The organism is Chryseobacterium sp. MA9 (genome assembly GCF_024399315.1).
GTDB lineage: Bacteria > Bacteroidota > Bacteroidia > Flavobacteriales > Weeksellaceae > Chryseobacterium.
In genome coordinates this window covers 1,775,440-1,791,884 of record NZ_CP075170.1, presented here as the reverse complement: position 1 = coordinate 1,791,884, position 16,445 = coordinate 1,775,440, and the positions used below count along the sequence as shown (strand labels likewise).

The 16,445-nt window shown below is 36.9% G+C and carries 16 protein-coding genes; 6 read left to right on the top strand and 10 right to left on the bottom strand.

Annotated elements, in window-relative coordinates:
* Positions 1-228: 228 nt before the first annotated feature.
* From KIK00_RS08115 to KIK00_RS08105, 3 genes are all read right to left on the bottom strand, one after another.
* On the bottom strand, positions 229-723 hold the full coding sequence (locus tag KIK00_RS08115; RefSeq protein ID WP_255816052.1) for a hypothetical protein: 495 nt from the start codon (positions 721-723) through the stop codon (positions 229-231).
* Between the two features lie 224 nt (positions 724-947).
* Positions 948-1,802, bottom strand: a complete 855-nt coding sequence (locus tag KIK00_RS08110; protein ID WP_255816051.1) for an AraC family transcriptional regulator — start codon at positions 1,800-1,802, stop codon at positions 948-950.
* A 253-nt stretch (positions 1,803-2,055) separates the two neighbouring features.
* Positions 2,056-2,496 carry a hypothetical protein gene (locus KIK00_RS08105; RefSeq protein ID WP_255816050.1) on the bottom strand — a complete coding sequence of 147 codons (441 nt, stop codon included), beginning with the start codon at positions 2,494-2,496 and terminating at the stop codon, positions 2,056-2,058.
* Positions 2,497-2,665: 169 nt separating this feature from the next.
* On the opposite strand from KIK00_RS08105, the gene KIK00_RS08100 reads away from it, so the two are divergent.
* Both KIK00_RS08100 and KIK00_RS08095 read left to right on the top strand, forming a co-directional pair.
* Positions 2,666-3,088, top strand: coding sequence for a PaaI family thioesterase (locus KIK00_RS08100; RefSeq protein ID WP_047378218.1), 423 nt, complete (start codon positions 2,666-2,668; stop codon positions 3,086-3,088).
* A gap of 118 nt (positions 3,089-3,206) precedes the next feature.
* Positions 3,207-3,551 carry a phage holin family protein gene (locus tag KIK00_RS08095; RefSeq protein ID WP_255816049.1) on the top strand — a complete coding sequence of 115 codons (345 nt, stop codon included), beginning with the start codon at positions 3,207-3,209 and terminating at the stop codon, positions 3,549-3,551.
* A 50-nt stretch (positions 3,552-3,601) separates the two neighbouring features.
* Here KIK00_RS08095 and KIK00_RS08090 read toward each other — a convergent pair whose 3' ends face one another.
* Positions 3,602-4,468 (bottom strand): chitobiase/beta-hexosaminidase C-terminal domain-containing protein, encoded by an 867-nt coding sequence (locus KIK00_RS08090; RefSeq protein WP_255816048.1) that lies wholly within the window; start codon positions 4,466-4,468, stop codon positions 3,602-3,604.
* 205 nt (positions 4,469-4,673) lie between these two features.
* Between KIK00_RS08090 and KIK00_RS08085 the strand changes: the two genes are divergently transcribed.
* Together KIK00_RS08085 and KIK00_RS08080 are read left to right on the top strand one after the other, a co-directional pair.
* Entirely contained in the window at positions 4,674-6,668 is a 1,995-nt protein-coding gene (locus KIK00_RS08085; RefSeq protein WP_255816047.1) for a S9 family peptidase, read from the top strand.
* A gap of 266 nt (positions 6,669-6,934) precedes the next feature.
* On the top strand, positions 6,935-7,435 hold the full coding sequence (locus tag KIK00_RS08080; RefSeq protein ID WP_255816046.1) for a DNA-deoxyinosine glycosylase: 501 nt from the start codon (positions 6,935-6,937) through the stop codon (positions 7,433-7,435).
* A 177-nt stretch (positions 7,436-7,612) separates the two neighbouring features.
* Here the strand turns inward: KIK00_RS08080 and KIK00_RS08075 are convergent, their stop codons facing one another.
* The 6 genes from KIK00_RS08075 to KIK00_RS08050 all read right to left on the bottom strand — a co-directional run bounded on the left by KIK00_RS08075 (position 7,613) and on the right by KIK00_RS08050 (position 14,127).
* The gene (locus KIK00_RS08075) at positions 7,613-8,647 is read right to left on the bottom strand and encodes a phosphotransferase enzyme family protein (protein ID WP_255816045.1); all 1,035 of its coding nucleotides are present in this window, start codon (positions 8,645-8,647) and stop codon (positions 7,613-7,615) included.
* On the bottom strand, positions 8,638-9,552 hold the full coding sequence (locus KIK00_RS08070; RefSeq protein WP_255816044.1) for a sugar phosphate nucleotidyltransferase: 915 nt from the start codon (positions 9,550-9,552) through the stop codon (positions 8,638-8,640). Before KIK00_RS08070 ends, KIK00_RS08075 begins: the two co-directional genes overlap by 10 nt.
* Positions 9,542-10,939 carry a Gfo/Idh/MocA family protein gene (locus KIK00_RS08065; RefSeq protein ID WP_255816043.1) on the bottom strand — a complete coding sequence of 466 codons (1,398 nt, stop codon included), beginning with the start codon at positions 10,937-10,939 and terminating at the stop codon, positions 9,542-9,544. The genes KIK00_RS08070 and KIK00_RS08065 overlap by 11 nt, the downstream gene beginning before the upstream one ends.
* 150 nt (positions 10,940-11,089) lie before the next feature.
* Positions 11,090-12,625, bottom strand: a complete 1,536-nt coding sequence (locus KIK00_RS08060; protein WP_255816042.1) for a hypothetical protein — start codon at positions 12,623-12,625, stop codon at positions 11,090-11,092.
* 56 nt (positions 12,626-12,681) lie between these two features.
* The gene (locus KIK00_RS08055) at positions 12,682-13,374 is read right to left on the bottom strand and encodes an AIM24 family protein (RefSeq protein ID WP_047378211.1); all 693 of its coding nucleotides are present in this window, start codon (positions 13,372-13,374) and stop codon (positions 12,682-12,684) included.
* 27 nt (positions 13,375-13,401) lie between these two features.
* Positions 13,402-14,127, bottom strand: a complete 726-nt coding sequence (locus KIK00_RS08050) for a hypothetical protein (protein ID WP_255816041.1) — start codon at positions 14,125-14,127, stop codon at positions 13,402-13,404.
* 154 nt (positions 14,128-14,281) lie between these two features.
* Between KIK00_RS08050 and queA the strand changes: the two genes are divergently transcribed.
* Together queA and rlmN are read left to right on the top strand one after the other, a co-directional pair.
* Complete coding sequence (gene queA / locus KIK00_RS08045; protein WP_047378209.1) at positions 14,282-15,331, top strand: tRNA preQ1(34) S-adenosylmethionine ribosyltransferase-isomerase QueA; 1,050 nt, start codon at positions 14,282-14,284, stop codon at positions 15,329-15,331.
* 77 nt (positions 15,332-15,408) lie between these two features.
* Entirely contained in the window at positions 15,409-16,443 is a 1,035-nt protein-coding gene (rlmN, locus tag KIK00_RS08040; RefSeq protein ID WP_255816657.1) for a 23S rRNA (adenine(2503)-C(2))-methyltransferase RlmN, read from the top strand.
* Positions 16,444-16,445 lie beyond the last annotated feature (2 nt).

The following is a 16,445-nucleotide window of genomic DNA, read 5'->3' as shown; positions in this document are numbered from 1 at the left end:
GGTTTTTTATTTATACAGAGATTTCTACGGAATGACAAACTGTATGGATAAACCAAGCATTGTATTTGTCATTCCGTAGGAATCCATTCCTATTTTTCTATACTTTCACAGTCTTTATCATAATACAAATATCTCTAATGAAGACGTAAAAATTCCCCTCCACTGGAGGGGTGGCGGAAATTCAAAGAATTTTTGACGGGGTGGTTTACCGCTTTTCTGAACACACTATCATCCTGAAATTTTCACATTCTCTTTCCTCTGCTTCATAAACTGAAAAATTGAGCCAATCACAAAAAGCAGGAAGATAACAAGAAGAGTCTGACCAATAATCGGATCTTTGATATCCTTAGCTAAAGGATGTCCAATGGGAACCCTTGTAAAAGTCTCATTAATCGTCGGAACAAGGGACAGGAAAAAGCTGAATGACAGCAAAAAATTCTCAAAATATCTGGCTCTCCTGCTTTCCTTTTTACTTGAGAACAGGAAATAGGCAACAGAGATCAAAGCAATGATAAATAATGAGAACACATGCCCCGCATTAAAACCTCCGGCTTTGGAGATGCCCAATGCTGAAAGTGATGTGATGAGTGTAGTGTAAAAGTATACCTTTCCGGATAGATGAGCGAGGCTAATCTTACCGTATTTGATAAATCCGATCATTGCTCCGGCAAGAGCACTTATACCAATGATGGTATGAAAAATTCCTAAAATCGATAGATGCATATTGATATTATTTTAAATGTATACTCATTCAGTTTCTTATTCTTTTTTTGCTTTTTATGGCATCTGAAGAGAAAATTTATTCCCTGAAACTGATGGTACAAATTTGCGATGGATATACAGAAATGATTTTGTGATTTCGTTCAAGAATTTGAGATTTTAGTTCAAAAAAATGCATTTCCTATTGATAAGAAATGCGTGTATAATTTGTAAAAATAGTGTTCCAATTATTTTTCTTTCCGTTCCTGACGATAAGCTGACGGGGAAATATGATATTTGTCGCTGAAATTTTTTGTAAAAGTTGCCAGATCATTAAACCCACAGTCAAAAGCGATATCAGTAATCCGTTCATCGGATATTAAAAGCAGTTCGGCAGCCTTTTCCAGCTTTTTGTTTCTTATATAATTGGCTGGAGTATCCTCATAAAGTTTTGCGAATTCTCTTTTGAAGGATGATATACTCAGGTTACTTTTTTCTGCAAGCTGTTCAATGGTGAGTTGCGAAAACAAGTTGGCTTCAATGATTTGCTTAAAAGAATAAGTGGTTGGAGAGAAAAGTTGAGACAAAATCAATTGAACTGCATTGGCATTCTGTGACTGAGCCAGCAATAACATAATCTCTTTTAGCTTAAGAATTAATATATCTTCATTAATGAGCGAAGGATTTTCAAAGTAAAAAAGCAATCCTTCTACATATTTTTGAATCAGAAAATCGTTATTTATTTTCTCACTGGATTGATTTGAAACCATGTTTGCAGGTTTCTGCAGTAAAGAAGGCAACTCTCTGTCGTAAATTCTTTTCAGGATATCAGGGTAGAAGGTTACAATGACGACCTGGCAGTTACTTTCTAAATTTGAATTTTGAATATGCTTTCCTGAGCTGATACAGTTCAGAAACAGGGAGTAATGGGTAGGAATATCAAATTCCTGCTCATCTGTTTTATATTGAAATTCTCCTTTAATCACATACAGAAAACAGGCTTGCTCCGAAACCGGAAAATCATATCTGAATGGGCCCGTTATATCAATTTTCTGTATCAGAGTCTTTCCAAACAATTCGTATTTTTTATAATCATTCAGCATAATAAAAGGGTTTCGTTTTGAAAAAGAACCACAGGAAAGTTAAATAATTTATTCATTAAAATAGTAAACTGTATTCTATTTTAATGAATAAAAGTATACCGCTCCGAATATCCACACAGCTTGTCATTCCGCAGGAATCCAGCCTTATACTTTTCATACCTTTTATTCCAATAAAATATCTCAACCGAAGACGTGAAAATTCCTATTCTCCAGAGGGGTGGCGAAAAGTCAGAAAAAAAAATGATGTGGTGGTTTACCTGAACAATTTCTCATACCATCCGCCAACATCACCTCTCATCTCCTCATGATGCTTGTATAAGATCACAGCCAGTTCCAGTTCTGATCTTTCAGATTTATAAGGATTCACAGTGAGAAACCCAAAGAAATTTCCATCCTGATCAACAATTGCCGGAGGATAAGCCCCATACTCATTCCATGGAGAGTAGGTGCTGTGAGGACTTCCATAATTTCCATAGGCATTCCAGATAGATTTTGAACTGAAGGCGTTTCCATAATCACTAAACTTGTTCCATATCGAATTCTTATCAAACTTATCACAGTTTAAGCATCCCAGATATTGGTCCTGATCTGCGCCGCCGTACAAATGCAGAGTCTGCGCCTGAAAACTGGAACATGCAACTAAACCTAAAAATTGGAAAAACCTTTTTAAACCCATCATAAAGCTTTCCTGCAAAACTAATCTTTTGAACTGAAAAATTTTAATTATTGCTGGACAAACCACACACCACCAAACCTTACAGGTTTCCAATATCTAAAAGGTTTCTTACGGCTGGAAATTTTTAATCTTTAAATTCTTTAATCTTTAAATCAATTTCTACCTTTACATATAAATTCAAAAAATAATGACACCAGAAAAAAGAAAGCTCATCACAGACAGCTTCAACCGTTCGGAAACTCTACAATTCTATAAAGCAGAACTGCTGGAAGTAGAAACCGATTTTATATCCATGAAGATTCCTAAAATGGAAATGATGACCAGAAAAGCAGGAATGTTCAACGGAGCAATGATCGCCTCTCTGGTAGATGTTTCTTCAGGATATGCAGCAGTGAGCCATTACGCAGAAGACTGTTATGTGGTAACAGTTGAATTGAAAGTGAATTATCTGCGTCCTGCGATGGGTGATGCTTTGGTTTCAAAATCCTATGTCATCAAAGGCGGAGGGAAAATCATTGTGGTGAGAACGGAAATCTATGTACAGACTGAAGGCTCAGACTCAGAAAGTCATGTAGCGACTTCATTAGTCACTATGATGAAAATAAAATAACAGCTTAAGGGAAATAACAGACAAAATATTCCTTAAATAAAGGGTTTAATGGAATTCTTTTTCTCGAAATGGAATGGCTTTTGCTCCATACTCCCCATAAACATTAAAAAATAACTCAATGAACTTAATTATCCGATTATTTGTAACAGCAATTGTAGCTTATCTTTTAACTAAAATCTTACCGGGAGTACATTTTGAAGGATTTTCTTCAGCCATTATCTTTGCTATTGTGCTTGGAGTTCTGAACATATTTGTAAAGCCTATTTTAAGCCTGTTTGGTCTTCCATTGACCATTCTTACCTTAGGATTCTTTGCTTTGGTAATCAATGCCGGAATTGTTCTGATTGCAGACTATTTCATAGACAGCATGGTGGTAGATGGTTTCTGGTGGGCATTTATCTTTAGTATCCTGCTGTCAATCGTGACGTCTCTGGCAAATTCAATGTTCTCAGATGGAGATTAATTAAAATCATAATAGATCAAAATAAAAAATCCGCTCAACAGCGGATTTTTTTATTTTTTAATGAATTTCAGTAAAACCAAACTTCCCTGCTGGTCTTTCAGTTTTAGAAAATAATTTCCTGAAATAAGCTGATGAGTAGAAATTTCTTTTACAAACTGATTCTTTAAAAGAACTCTTCCATTCGCATCTATGATTTCATATTCCTGAAAATTCCGGTCGGTATTTATTTTTAAAATATCTGAAACAGGATTCGGATAAACCTTGATGAAAACATTCTTATTTTGTGGCAGAGTTTCATTGCTCGCTAAAAATAGGCATGAAGGAGGAGTTGTGATAATTCCATCCGTAAAATCATAATACAAAGTACTTCCCATCGGAATCAAATTTGTACTGATGGTTTGGGGAATATTTTCAAAAGGAGAACAATTATTAAAACGTACATTGGCATTTTCAAAATTTCTGGTGATCTTGTACCAGGTTTCGCATCCTGCAGGCTGCATCACTGTTCCGGGCCATAAGGTATCCATTGCAAATCCGTTAATTGAGTTGGGGTTAACCAGATCAATCATGACACAGCTTCCTACAGCCCACGTGGAAGGCGCTTTAAAATAAATGACAGCATCAGCAATACTTCCTGTATAATACTTTTTACTGATTATAGCTGAAGAATTTCCCTGTCCGTCAACAAGAAATGCTTTGATTTCTTTATTCTGGTCGATAGGAATCTGTACATTGTTGAGGGCAGAGCTCGAGCTTAATGTAGGTGTGCTTCCATCAGTTGTATAATAAATTGTTCCATTTCCTGAAATAGCAGCCTGATAAGCAGTATAATAATGAGATGCAAAAGGACTTATCGTTAACTGTGAAAAAAAGAATGATGATAAAAGAAATAACGAAATAAGTAGAAACTTTTTCATGAAAGATGGGTATTAGTTTGTTTTTTATAAAATTAATGAATTTACCAATTGATAAATGATTTACTTTAAACTTTAGAAAACTTAAATGTTAATTCTTTCGTTAATTTTATTTTAATAGTTAACTTTGGCAATCTTTGAGTTTAATAAAAGGAGGGTATGAAATCAGCAGGATTCCGTACTTCCATTAAAAAATGAATATCAACATATGAAACTTAAGTACAGTCTGCTGGCCTTGGCAGCTCCGCTTTTAATGAATGCACAACAAGTAATGACGCCTGAAATTCTTTGGACTTTGAAAAAAGTTGGAGTACAGGCTGTTTCACCGGATCAGGGTTCTCTTATCTATAAAGTAGGGCAGGTTGATCTGAAAACAGAAAAAACAAAAAATGAGAACTATTTTCTGAATGTTCTTAACAATCAGTCTTCCAAAATTGATTTCGGTAAAAAAGCCCTTATTCAATGGGATAAAAATGGGATCTATGCTCAGGAAGGTGATAAAATCTATCTTTCTAAAGATGCAGGGAAAACCTGGGCAGAATTTTATACCATTGGTGAAGTAGACAATATCGTAATTTCTCCTGACGGGAAGAAAATTGCTTTCAGCAAGCAGGTATTGGTAGAAAAAGTAATGGGGAAAGATAAATTCAGCGATACTCCTAAAACTACGGCTCAGGTGTATACAGATCTGAACCACAGACACTGGGATTATTTCAATGAAGGAAAATACAACCATGTATTTGTAGTGAATACTTCTGATAAAGCAGAATCAGCTAAAGACCTGCTGGAAGGAAAAATGTGGGATTCTCCTCAGAGGCCTTTCGGGGGTGCTGAAGACTTTATCTGGAGTTCAGATTCTGCACAGCTTTTATATGTTACAAAACCTAAAAGTGGAAAAGATTATTCTACAAGTACCAATACAGATATCTTTGCTTACGATTTAGCATCAGGAACAACCAAAAATCTTACAGAATCCAACAAAGGATATGATGTAAACCCTAAATTCAGTCCGGATGGAAAATCTTTGATCTGGCAGAGCATGGCCAGAGATGGATATGAAGCAGATAAAAATGATGTGAAAATCATGGATTGGAAGTCAGGAAAGACAACTAATTTGACTTCAGGATGGGACGAAAGTGTTTCAGGAGATGTACTTTGGGGAGCAGATTCAAAAACAATCTACTTCACAGCAGCATTCAGAGGAACAAAACAGCTTTTCGCTCTGGATTCAAAATCAGCAAAAGTACAACAGATTACGAAAGGAGATTTTGACGTAAATGAAATCTTTACAGACAATAAAACCTCACTTTTAGTAGGAAGAACAGATGTGAACCATGCCACAGAACTATTCTCTGTAAACGTTAAAAACGGAGAAATGAAGCAGGTGACTGAAGCCAACAAAGAAACATATGCTAAGCTGGCTCAGGGAAAATCTGAACTTAAGATGGTGAAAACTTCAGACGGTAAAGAAATGGGAGTTTGGTTCCACTATCCACCTAACTTTGACCCGAACAAAAAATATCCTACTTTGGTATACTGCCAGGGTGGTCCGCAATCTGCATTGACACAGTATTTCAGCATCAGATGGAACTTTGCTTTGATGACAGCCAACGATTATATCGTAGTAGCTCCAAACAGAAGAGGTATGCCAGGCTGGGGAACAAAATGGAACGAAGAAATTTCAAGAGACTGGGGTGGACAGCCAATGAGAGATTATCTGGCAGCAACAGACTTTGCGAAAACACTACCATACGTAGATGGTGACAGGGTAGCAGCTGTAGGAGCGAGTTACGGAGGATACAGCGTATTTATGCTGGCAGGAATTCATGAAAACAGATTCAAAACATTCATCGCACATGATGGATTATTTGATATGAAATCATGGTATCTTACTACTGAAGAGCTTTGGTTTGCGAACTGGGATCTTGGTTCACCATGGGAAAAACCACAGCCAAAAGCATACACAGAATTCAATCCAAGCAATTTTGTTGATAAATGGAACAAACCTATCATGATCGTTCAGGGTGGAATTGATTTCCGTGTTCCTTACGAGCAGGGGCAGGAAGCTTTCCAGGCTGCAAAATTAAGAGGATTAAAATCTAAACTGGTTTACTTCCCTAACGAAAACCACTGGGTACTTCATCCACAAAACGGATTGGTATGGCAGAGAGAATTCTTTGACTGGTTAAAGGAAACTTTATAAGACAAATAAGAATACAATATCAATAGGAGCGGGCTTTAGCCCGCTTTTTTTATGAATAAAACCAAGGGCTAATTGGAAGCTGGAAGAGGGAGGCTGGAAGTTACTATTAGCCTCTACTATTTATAAAGGTTATTATAAATTAATGATATCACTGTCTAAAAAGATGAAAGTATGGGAAAGCTGTTTTCATAACCTCAATAACTTCCTTCTTCAAGCTCCCAGCTTCCAGCCTGATGAAAATAAATTAAATCTCTCTATATTTGAATATGCAAAACCGTATTTCTTCATTCCCACCCCTTATTGATGCACAATCTGAAATTTTAATTTTAGGCTCAATTCCGGGCGTGAAATCATTGGAAAAACAGCAATATTATGCCCATCCGCAAAATAAATTCTGGAAAATTATTTTTGAGTTGCTGAACGAAGAATTTACTGAAGATTATAACCAAAGAATCAAAACTATCAAGAAACATCACATTGCTCTTTGGGACGTCATTGATTCCTGCGAGAGAAAAGGAAGCCTGGATTCCGAAATCAGAAATGAAGAGGCCAATCAGATCGCTGAGCTGCTGGAAGAACACCCAAATGTCAAAGCCATTTTCTGCAATGGTGGAAAATCTTACAAAAATTTACAAAAACTGCTGGGAAAAAATTATAAATTGCCCATTTTTCTATTGCCTTCTACAAGTCCGCTTCATACCGTTTCCTTTGAAAAGAAGCTGGAGGAATGGAAAAGAATTCTGGAGTTTGTGGGTTCGGGATGTTGAGTGGAAAAGTTAGAGCGTTTGAGAACGGGAGAGTTTACGAGTTAGAGCGTTGTTTGTAAGAGTGTGGATTTCTACGGAATGACAAACAGAGTACGTTGTCTATCCGTACACTTTGTCATTCCATAGGAATCTAAATATTGTATGTAATCCTTAATAAAGAATTATAATAGCTTAAAATCATTCACTTCCCAAATATTCTCTCAATCCCTTCAACAGCTCCAGCTGATTTTTTGTCCGGTCCAGATTATGCTCAGGATATTTCGTAGAATAATAAACACTTCCATTGAGATAATCCGTTAAAAAACGAAGCTCCTGGATATAAATGGCGACTTGTGCGGCATAATCAAGATTGCCAGATTCTTCCGTAGTAAGTTTTTCCTTTAGATAAAATAAGAATCCTTCTTTTACAACCTTGTACATTTCAGGATTAAAATTGTTTCTGGCCTTTCCATCATCTTCATAAGTTGTGTTGGTATAGGACTGAATCATCGTTCCAAAATCATATAAAATAGTAGAAATCATCATAGTATCCAGATCAATGACAGCTAACGGTTGATGATTCTGATCGAAAAGGATATTGCTGATTTTCACATCTGCATGGATGATTCTTTTAGGAATCTGATTGTTTTTCTCCATTTCGATCCATTGATCAGGCAAGGACAGTAACTGATTGGTGATTTCTATTTCAGCTTTTGCATTTTCTTTTAATTGAGGAGCCGCATCTTTGAGTGCATTTTTATAATCTGCAACCCTTTTCTCAAAATTAAGGAAATCAGGAAGTGTATCTTCAATAGCAGGCAGCTTTTCAGTATTGATGGTGGTAAGGAAATAACTGAAGGTCTTAGCTGCTTCAAAAGCAGTCTGTAATGATGGGGCGGTAAGAAAAGTAATACTGTTTTCTACGAAACTCAGCATGCGCCATGGATCATCATTTACATCTTTTACCAGAAGTTTATCGGTAAGAGAAGGGATAGGCTCAATAATTTGAAAATGATAGTTATTTGACCTGAGAATTTCATTAATCATTAAATGATTATTAACGATCACCTCCGGCTGTTTGAAAACATGATTGTTGATTTTTTGTAAGATAAACTTTTTCCCCTGATCTTTATTTTCCAAAAGGTAGGTGGTATTGATCAGTCCATCAGTAATAGGAGTGAGATTGTAATTATCTGTACCAATAAATTGAATAACAATATCGTTTAGCTCCATAAATTTTCCGGGTATCTGTTGTTTTTAACTTCTGAAATCAGAAAATCTTTAATTTCCTCTTTATCGTCGGCATAAGTGACACCCATCCATTGAGACGGAGACGCTTTTACCTTTACCTGTACTTTGTTTTCATCTATCATTCTCTGTACAGCAGAAGGAATATAAAATTCCTGGGTTGGTAGAGGGTCAGATTCGATGAAGTCATAGAAATAGGCTTCCAGATAACAGAAAATATGAGGATGGAATATAAAAAAGTTCATGGATACCAATGTATCAGGATCTAATTTTACATTTTCTCCATTTTTAATATAAACGATAGAATTATTTATTCTTTGAATGGAAGTTTGTTCTTCAACCTTGATCAGATAATTTTCCGGATCCAGCGTGCATATTCCTCTGGCTACAGCTCCATTACCGCTCAGTGTTGTCCCTACGGGATAAGCAATCATTCCCAATTGTGAATCTGAAATATGATGATGGTTAATTTCATTTGCAGCCAATTGAAAGGCTTCTTTTCCGTAAAAATCATCCGCATTGATCATCACAAAAGGTTCCTGTATTGAATATTTGGCACAAAGAACGGCATGAGCAGTTCCCCATGGTTTTTCACGATCAGGATAATCAAAACCTTCCAGCGAAATAGGAATGCTGTCAATTTCCTGATATACGCAGTGAAGTTCAAAGTTTTTAGCTTTTGATATGTCGTTAAGTCTTTCAATATAACTTTCAGGAATCAGTTTGTTGACAATAATAACTACTTTTTGGAAACCGGCTTCCAGAGCATCAAAGATAGAATACTCCAGAATCGGTGAGCCATTATTGAGTATTCCGTCTATCTGTTTGAGCCCTTTATATCTGCTGCCTAATCCGCCTGCTAATATGAGGAGTGTTTTCTTAGAACTCATCGGTCATTCCAAATACAGGTTTACGGGTTTTCCATTTTCCATTGGTAAAATCAGGGATATCAACTACCTGACCGCCTTTGGCAATAGACTCTTCACTCAACGGTGTAATGGAGTACCATAAAGCAAGGTCATACACATCCATCGGGAACTCTATATTTCGTTTGATACATTCAATAAAAGTATTCATTACAAAGAAATCCATTCCGCCATGTCCTGCTCCTGCAGCAGTATTTTCAAACCTTTTCCACATAGGATGATCGTATTCTGTCATCCATTTTTCAGTATTATCCCAACGGTGGGTATGATTCATTGTTTTTTCAAAATAAATATGGCCCTGGTTGAAATCTCCCCATCCGAAATCCTGCCACAATCCTTCAGTCCCCTGAACTCTGAACCCAAGATCATAAGGTCTCTGTAAACTTGTATCATGGGTCAGAAGGATGGTTTCCCCATTGGCGCAGGCAATCTGTGTGGTTACCACATCTCCCTGATTGAATTTTACTTTGGCACTTGGATGGTTTTCTCCTCCTTTAGGGTGTTCTACAATATATTTATGAAGTCCTAAAGATTTTGATGAAAATGAAGATAATTTTGTTAAACGGTTTCCTCTGTTGATGTCCATCATCATGGCAACCGGACCTAATCCATGTGTAGGATAAAGTTCCCCGTTACGCTTTACATAATGTTCAGTTCTCCATTTTGCCTCACTGAATCCTTTCTCTCCAAACTCTGCACCGGAATTGTAAGGATTGATTCCATCATTAAAAAGCACACCTCTCAGGTCATGCTGATAACCGCCTCTTCCGTGTACCAGTTCTCCAAACATGCCTTTACGAACCATATTCAGAATGGCCATAATGTCTCTGCGGTAGCACACGTTTTCCATCATAAAGATAGGAACTTTTGTTTCCTCATATACTTTTACAAATTCCCAGCAGTCCTGAAGCTTTATTGCTCCGGAAACTTCCATGCCCACAATTTTTTTAGCACGCATAGCTTCCACGCCCTGTGTAAGGTGCCATTCCCATGGAGTTGCAATGACAACAGCATCTATTGTTTTTAATTTTAAAAGATTTCGATAGTCATATTCCCCGTTGGAAAATTCCTGAGCAGCCGGTTTATTATTGTCTTTTAATATTTTTTGAGAAGCAGCAAGCATTCTTTTCTCAGGATCTGCAAACGCTACAATCTCTACATCATTACGTTTTGCCAGTAATTTCACATGTTCCTGCCCACGAAGACCAACGCCGATGAAACCGACACGGACTTTTTTATCTGTTTTAAAATCATTGGAATAGGCAAATAATGAATTGGGTAAAACCAATGCCCCAAAGCTTGCTAAAGCTGCTGTCTTAAGAAAGTTTCTGCGCGAATTGCTATTGTCCATCTATTTTTTTTCCTAAATATATTAAAACTTTTGTAAATCCCGATGAGGTGATGGATAATATCAGGTGAGGGAGAGGAGTTGGTGGGTTTGAGGGTGTGAGTGAGTGTGCGGAAGAATTGTTGATTGATTTTTATCCTTTCGCCTAAATATTTATTGATTAATCCATGCTTTTCTTAAAGCCAGCTGTTTTGAATCGGGGGTGGGTATCGTGGTCACTTTTCCGGTGGTTTCATCATAGTTAAGGCCTGCCTTTTCCAGATACACTTTCAACGGAATGGGCTGGGTACCTTCTACATAGTCTCTGAAAAATGATCGTATTTCCGGATAGGTCATTTTTGTAATTTCATCAAAAAGCTCATCATCATTAAAATATTTGCCCTCTCCATATTTTTTCATAAGCATCTGCATCAGATCCTGAGTTCCTATTTTCCCGTTGGAGAGTTCCCTTAGCCTTATATCCAGACATAGTCCAAGTAATGCTCCTTTCATATAAAAATTCATATACTCATCCTGTCTTTCCATAGAGTTTTTACTCAATTCGGTAAGAGAAAATTTATTATCAAATTCTTTCATACCATGTATCTTTTCTTCCAGGCTTTTTTCAAAATCATCTAAACTGATCATTTTTTGCTTTATAGGCATATGTATGGTCGCATATTCCGTCATGCCTTCATATAACCATAGATGTTTAGACATGACAGGATTAAGAAAATCATAATGTTGAATTTCTCCTGAATGAATGTTGAGAGGGGTAACAATATGGAAAAACTCATGAGAAGCCACTCTGTTTAAAGCATTTGGAAGAAACTTCATACTTCCCGAACGGTACAGGCAGACTGTAGAGTGGGAATGTTCCAGACCATCTCCCAGGAATCCGTTCTCATTTGAAGATTCATAGTAGATCAGAAAAGCATATTTGTTTACCGGTAATGTACCTCCCAGATAAGCCTGCTGGTTTTTCAGAATATTCTCTATTTCATGTGCTATTGTTTTTGAATAATGCCGCTCCTTATTGTTATAGAATGATACAAGCACTTCAGTATGGCCTATTTTCAGCCATGTTGTATCGGGAACACAATATAAAACAGGAGAATCTACCAGTTGCCGGTAATCTTTAGCCCAGACAATATCAGTGTTTTTATTTTTTTGTTTATAATCCAGAGCGGAAGAAGCGTAAAAATCCTTGTTTTTTGTAATATTAATCTGATAAGGATTATCTTTCATTTCTTCAAAATATCCTACTAAAGAATTATAGTTGATTACAGAAATGCTGTCTTTGATAAACATACTGCCTGGAGATTTGGCTTCCTGGATATCGTTTTTTAAAGAATCCCAACCGTCTGCTACCTGATATGATATTTTGTGTACATGTTTAAGATCGTGTACCAGCCAGCTGTTTTTATCCAAGCGTTCAGTCAGTATTTTTTTTCCGTTCTTGTCGGTAGCTGCAAAATTTGAAACATATTGTCCGAAATTCATAGCCTGATAAAATCCGGGAACCAGTTTAGGAATAATAAACTTACCTTGTTTAAGATTGTTCCTTGGGGGAGCAAAAGAAACCCGGACCTCATCGTTGGACATATGAAGAAGATCTATATTGTATTCGTAATTATTCTTTGGTTTTTGAGCTATAATCATATTAGGGATTATAACGATCAGAAAAAATAGCTTTATCAGAGTATTCATTTGCTATTGCTTTAAGTACTACGAAAATACAAAATTACCTCTAAGGTTTGTCTGCTTTATTTTTCCATATAATAAACTTCTTCGTAAGGTTGAATCAATACCCATCCGTGGCCTGAGAACTTCATCTGAAATTCCTCACCACTTCCTCTTCCGATAAGGCTTTTGAAAGAAACATTTGTTTTCAGTTCCGGGCTCAGATTTCCGGACCATGCAACAGTAGCATTAGGATCTGTGAACACAGGTGTATCAGGAGTTACCAGTAAAGTTAATGGATCTCCGTGAGTTGTAATGGCAATATGTCCCGTTCCTGAAAGTTTCACCTGGAAAAGTCCGCCGGACATCATTCCTGCAATACTCTTAAGCATGGTAATATCACTTTTTACACTTTGCTCATGGGCAAGAACATCATTTCCGTTCACACATACTGACTCATTATTCAGATAAAGGATACGTACTTTTTTCCCGGAATCTGCTACATACAATTTTCCGGTTCCTTCCGCTTTCATAAGCTTACTTCCTTCCCCGCTGATTGCTTTTTTAAGAAGATTTCCAATTCCTCCAGCCAGCATGCCCTGTCTTTCAAAATTAACATTTCCCACATAGCTTACCATGCTTCCTTTTTTGGTCCATACCGCCTGATTATTAAGGTTGATTTCCAGAAGATGCTTGGTCTCCAGTTCAAAATAATCTCTTTGCTGTGGATTCTCTTTTGTTTCGTTGATAAATGCTTCAATTGAATATTTACTCATAATGATAATTTTTTTGATTGGTTGTTTTTATGCGGTTATCGATTTGATTTTGTTTAATTTGTATTCTCTCTTATTACTTTTCGGATTCAGATCCACAAATTCATATGCTTCAAAGTTGGCAAGTTTAGCTTTGAACATTTCCGTTGCTTTTTCTACTGACCAGGTTTTAGGATAATGAAAACCTTCGAACTCTACATTGAAGATCTCTGCTTTGAAATCATGTGAAAACTCATCATCACCAGCGTAAGTTAGTGCTATTTTTCCGGTCCAAGTAATATCATATTGACTACTACCTGTTTTTGAAAACTGTATCTGATGACCTGCACAGCTGTCATGTCCCAGCAGATAAATATTGAATGCCAGATCATCATCATCAAAATGTTGTTCAGACGGAAGATCGTTGCTGAAAAGGTCATTTTTAACAATGGCATCGAAGTCAAGTTTTTCATCAAGGTTGTTAATTCTGATTCCTCTTTGCTCACCCCAATAATTTGAAGATAGAGTACAAGCATGGTAGTTTCCCCATACGATTTTGGAGTCCCAATCAGATAAACCTTCGTCTTCTTCGTCGCTGTCATTATCATCATTTGCATAATAATTTTCAGTTTTTAAATGAAAATCAAACCAGATAAACCCATACTCATCAATCCGCCCGCTCCAGTTGAAGGTAACGATTTTATGACCGTCAGGATACGGATTATTAAGGAAATAGATTTTGCTTACTGGCTTCATGCTGAATTTTAATTTTCCCAAAAGTAGAACTTTTTAAGTTTAAAACTCCCCGTAAAATCACGGTTTTATATTTCATTGTAAATAATACTTGACAAAGGGGTATTCAATGTCGTATATTTGCACTCCGAAAATTACACCTTGTAATTTCAATAATTTTTAAACCGTAATTTAAAAAATGAAAACATCAGATTTTAATTTTGATCTTCCTGCGGAATTATTAGCAGAACACCCATCAGAGCACAGAGACGAGGCTAGATTAATGGTACTTGATAGAAAAACACAAACTATTGAGCACAAGTTATTCAAGGATGTAGTGGATTATTTTGATGAGGATGATTTGTTTATCTTCAATAATACTAAAGTTTTCCCTGCTCGTCTTTACGGAAATAAAGAAAAAACAGGTGCGAAAATTGAAGTTTTCTTATTAAGAGAACTTGATAAAGAAACCAGAGTTTGGGATGTTTTGGTAGATCCGGCAAGAAAAATCAGAATTGGTAACAAACTATTCTTTACTGAAGATGAATCTTTGGTAGCGGAAGTTATTGATAACACTACTTCAAGAGGAAGAACGTTAAGATTCTTATTCGACGGTTCTTACGACGAATTCAGAACGAAATTAAAAGAATTGGGAGAAACTCCACTTCCAAAGTATATCAAAAGAGCAGTAGAGCCGGAAGATGCAGAAAGATACCAGACTATCTATGCTAAAATAGAAGGAGCTGTTGCTGCACCTACTGCAGGTCTTCACTTCTCTAAACATTTGATGAAGAGATTGGAGATCAAAGGAATCAATTTTGCTGAAGTAACACTTCACGTAGGATTGGGAACATTCAACCCGATTGAGGTAGAAGATCTTTCTAAGCACAAAATGGAATCTGAAGAGATTATCATTGATGAGAAAAATGCTGACCTTATCAATAGAGCGGTAGAATCTCACAGAAGAGTTTGTGCGGTAGGTACTACAACAATGAGAGCTCTGGAAACATCTGTTTCTTCAAACAAAAAGATTTCTGCTTTCAACGGATGGACAAATAAATTCATTTATCCGCCTCACGATTTCGGAGTAGCTACTTCAATGATCACAAACTTCCACACGCCGAAGTCTACACTGCTTATGATGATTGCTGCGTTTGCTGGAAAAGATTTCGTAATGCAAGCTTATGAAGAAGCCGTAAAAGAAAAGTATAAATTCTATTCTTACGGTGACGCAATGTTAATCCTATAAAAAAGATAATAGGTAATAGGTTGCAGATACTAGCATCTGCAACCTACAGCCTACAATCTGCAACCTATCTACCTGAAATGAAAGATATCCGCATATTATCACTGGACCAGCTTAAAGATTACTTTGAGTCTTTAGGAGAAAAACCGTTTCGTGCGAAACAGGTCTATGACTGGCTATGGAGTAAAAACCTCCATTCGATAGATGAAATGACGAATCTTTCGAAATCGCTTCGTGAAAGAATTGCCGAAGAATATACAATCAACCCTGTTTCCGTAGACCTTCTTCAAAAAAGCACTGACGGAACTATCAAAAACGGAGTGAAACTTCATGACGGACTGATGGTGGAATCTGTTCTTATTCCTACAGAAACAAGAACTACAGCCTGTGTATCTTCGCAGGTAGGATGCTCATTAAACTGCGAATTCTGTGCTACAGCAAAACTGAAAAGGATGAGAAACCTTGAAGTAGCTGAAATTGTAGATCAGGTAGCCCTGATTGACAGCCAGAGTAGAATGTACTTCGAGAGACCGCTTTCCAATATCGTATTTATGGGAATGGGAGAGCCGATGATGAATTACAAAAATGTAGTGGAGGCCATCAGAAAAATTACCCAGCCGGAAGGATTGGGAATGTCTCCAAGAAGAATTACCGTTTCTACATCCGGTATTCCAAAGATGATCAAAATGCTTGCTGATGACGAATTGCGTGTGAAACTGGCTTTATCCCTTCACTCCGCTATAGAATCTAAGCGTAACGAGATCATGCCTTTCTCTGATAAATTCCCGTTGACAGATATTATGGAGTCTCTTCAGTACTGGTATCAAAAGACAGGTTCTGTCATTACTTTTGAATATTGTGTATGGAAAGGAATCAATGACGGAGATGAAGATATTAAAGCTTTAATCAGATACTGCAAACAGGTTCCTTCAAAAGTAAACCTTATTCAATACAACCCGATTGGTGACGGTAAGTATGACCAATGTAACAAACAGGCGGAAGAAAACTACATCCGTCAGCTTGAAAATGCAGGTATTACCGTAATGGTCAGAAGAAGCCGTGGAGGTGATATTGATGCAGCTTGCGGGCAATTGGCCAATAAAGCTACGGATTAAAA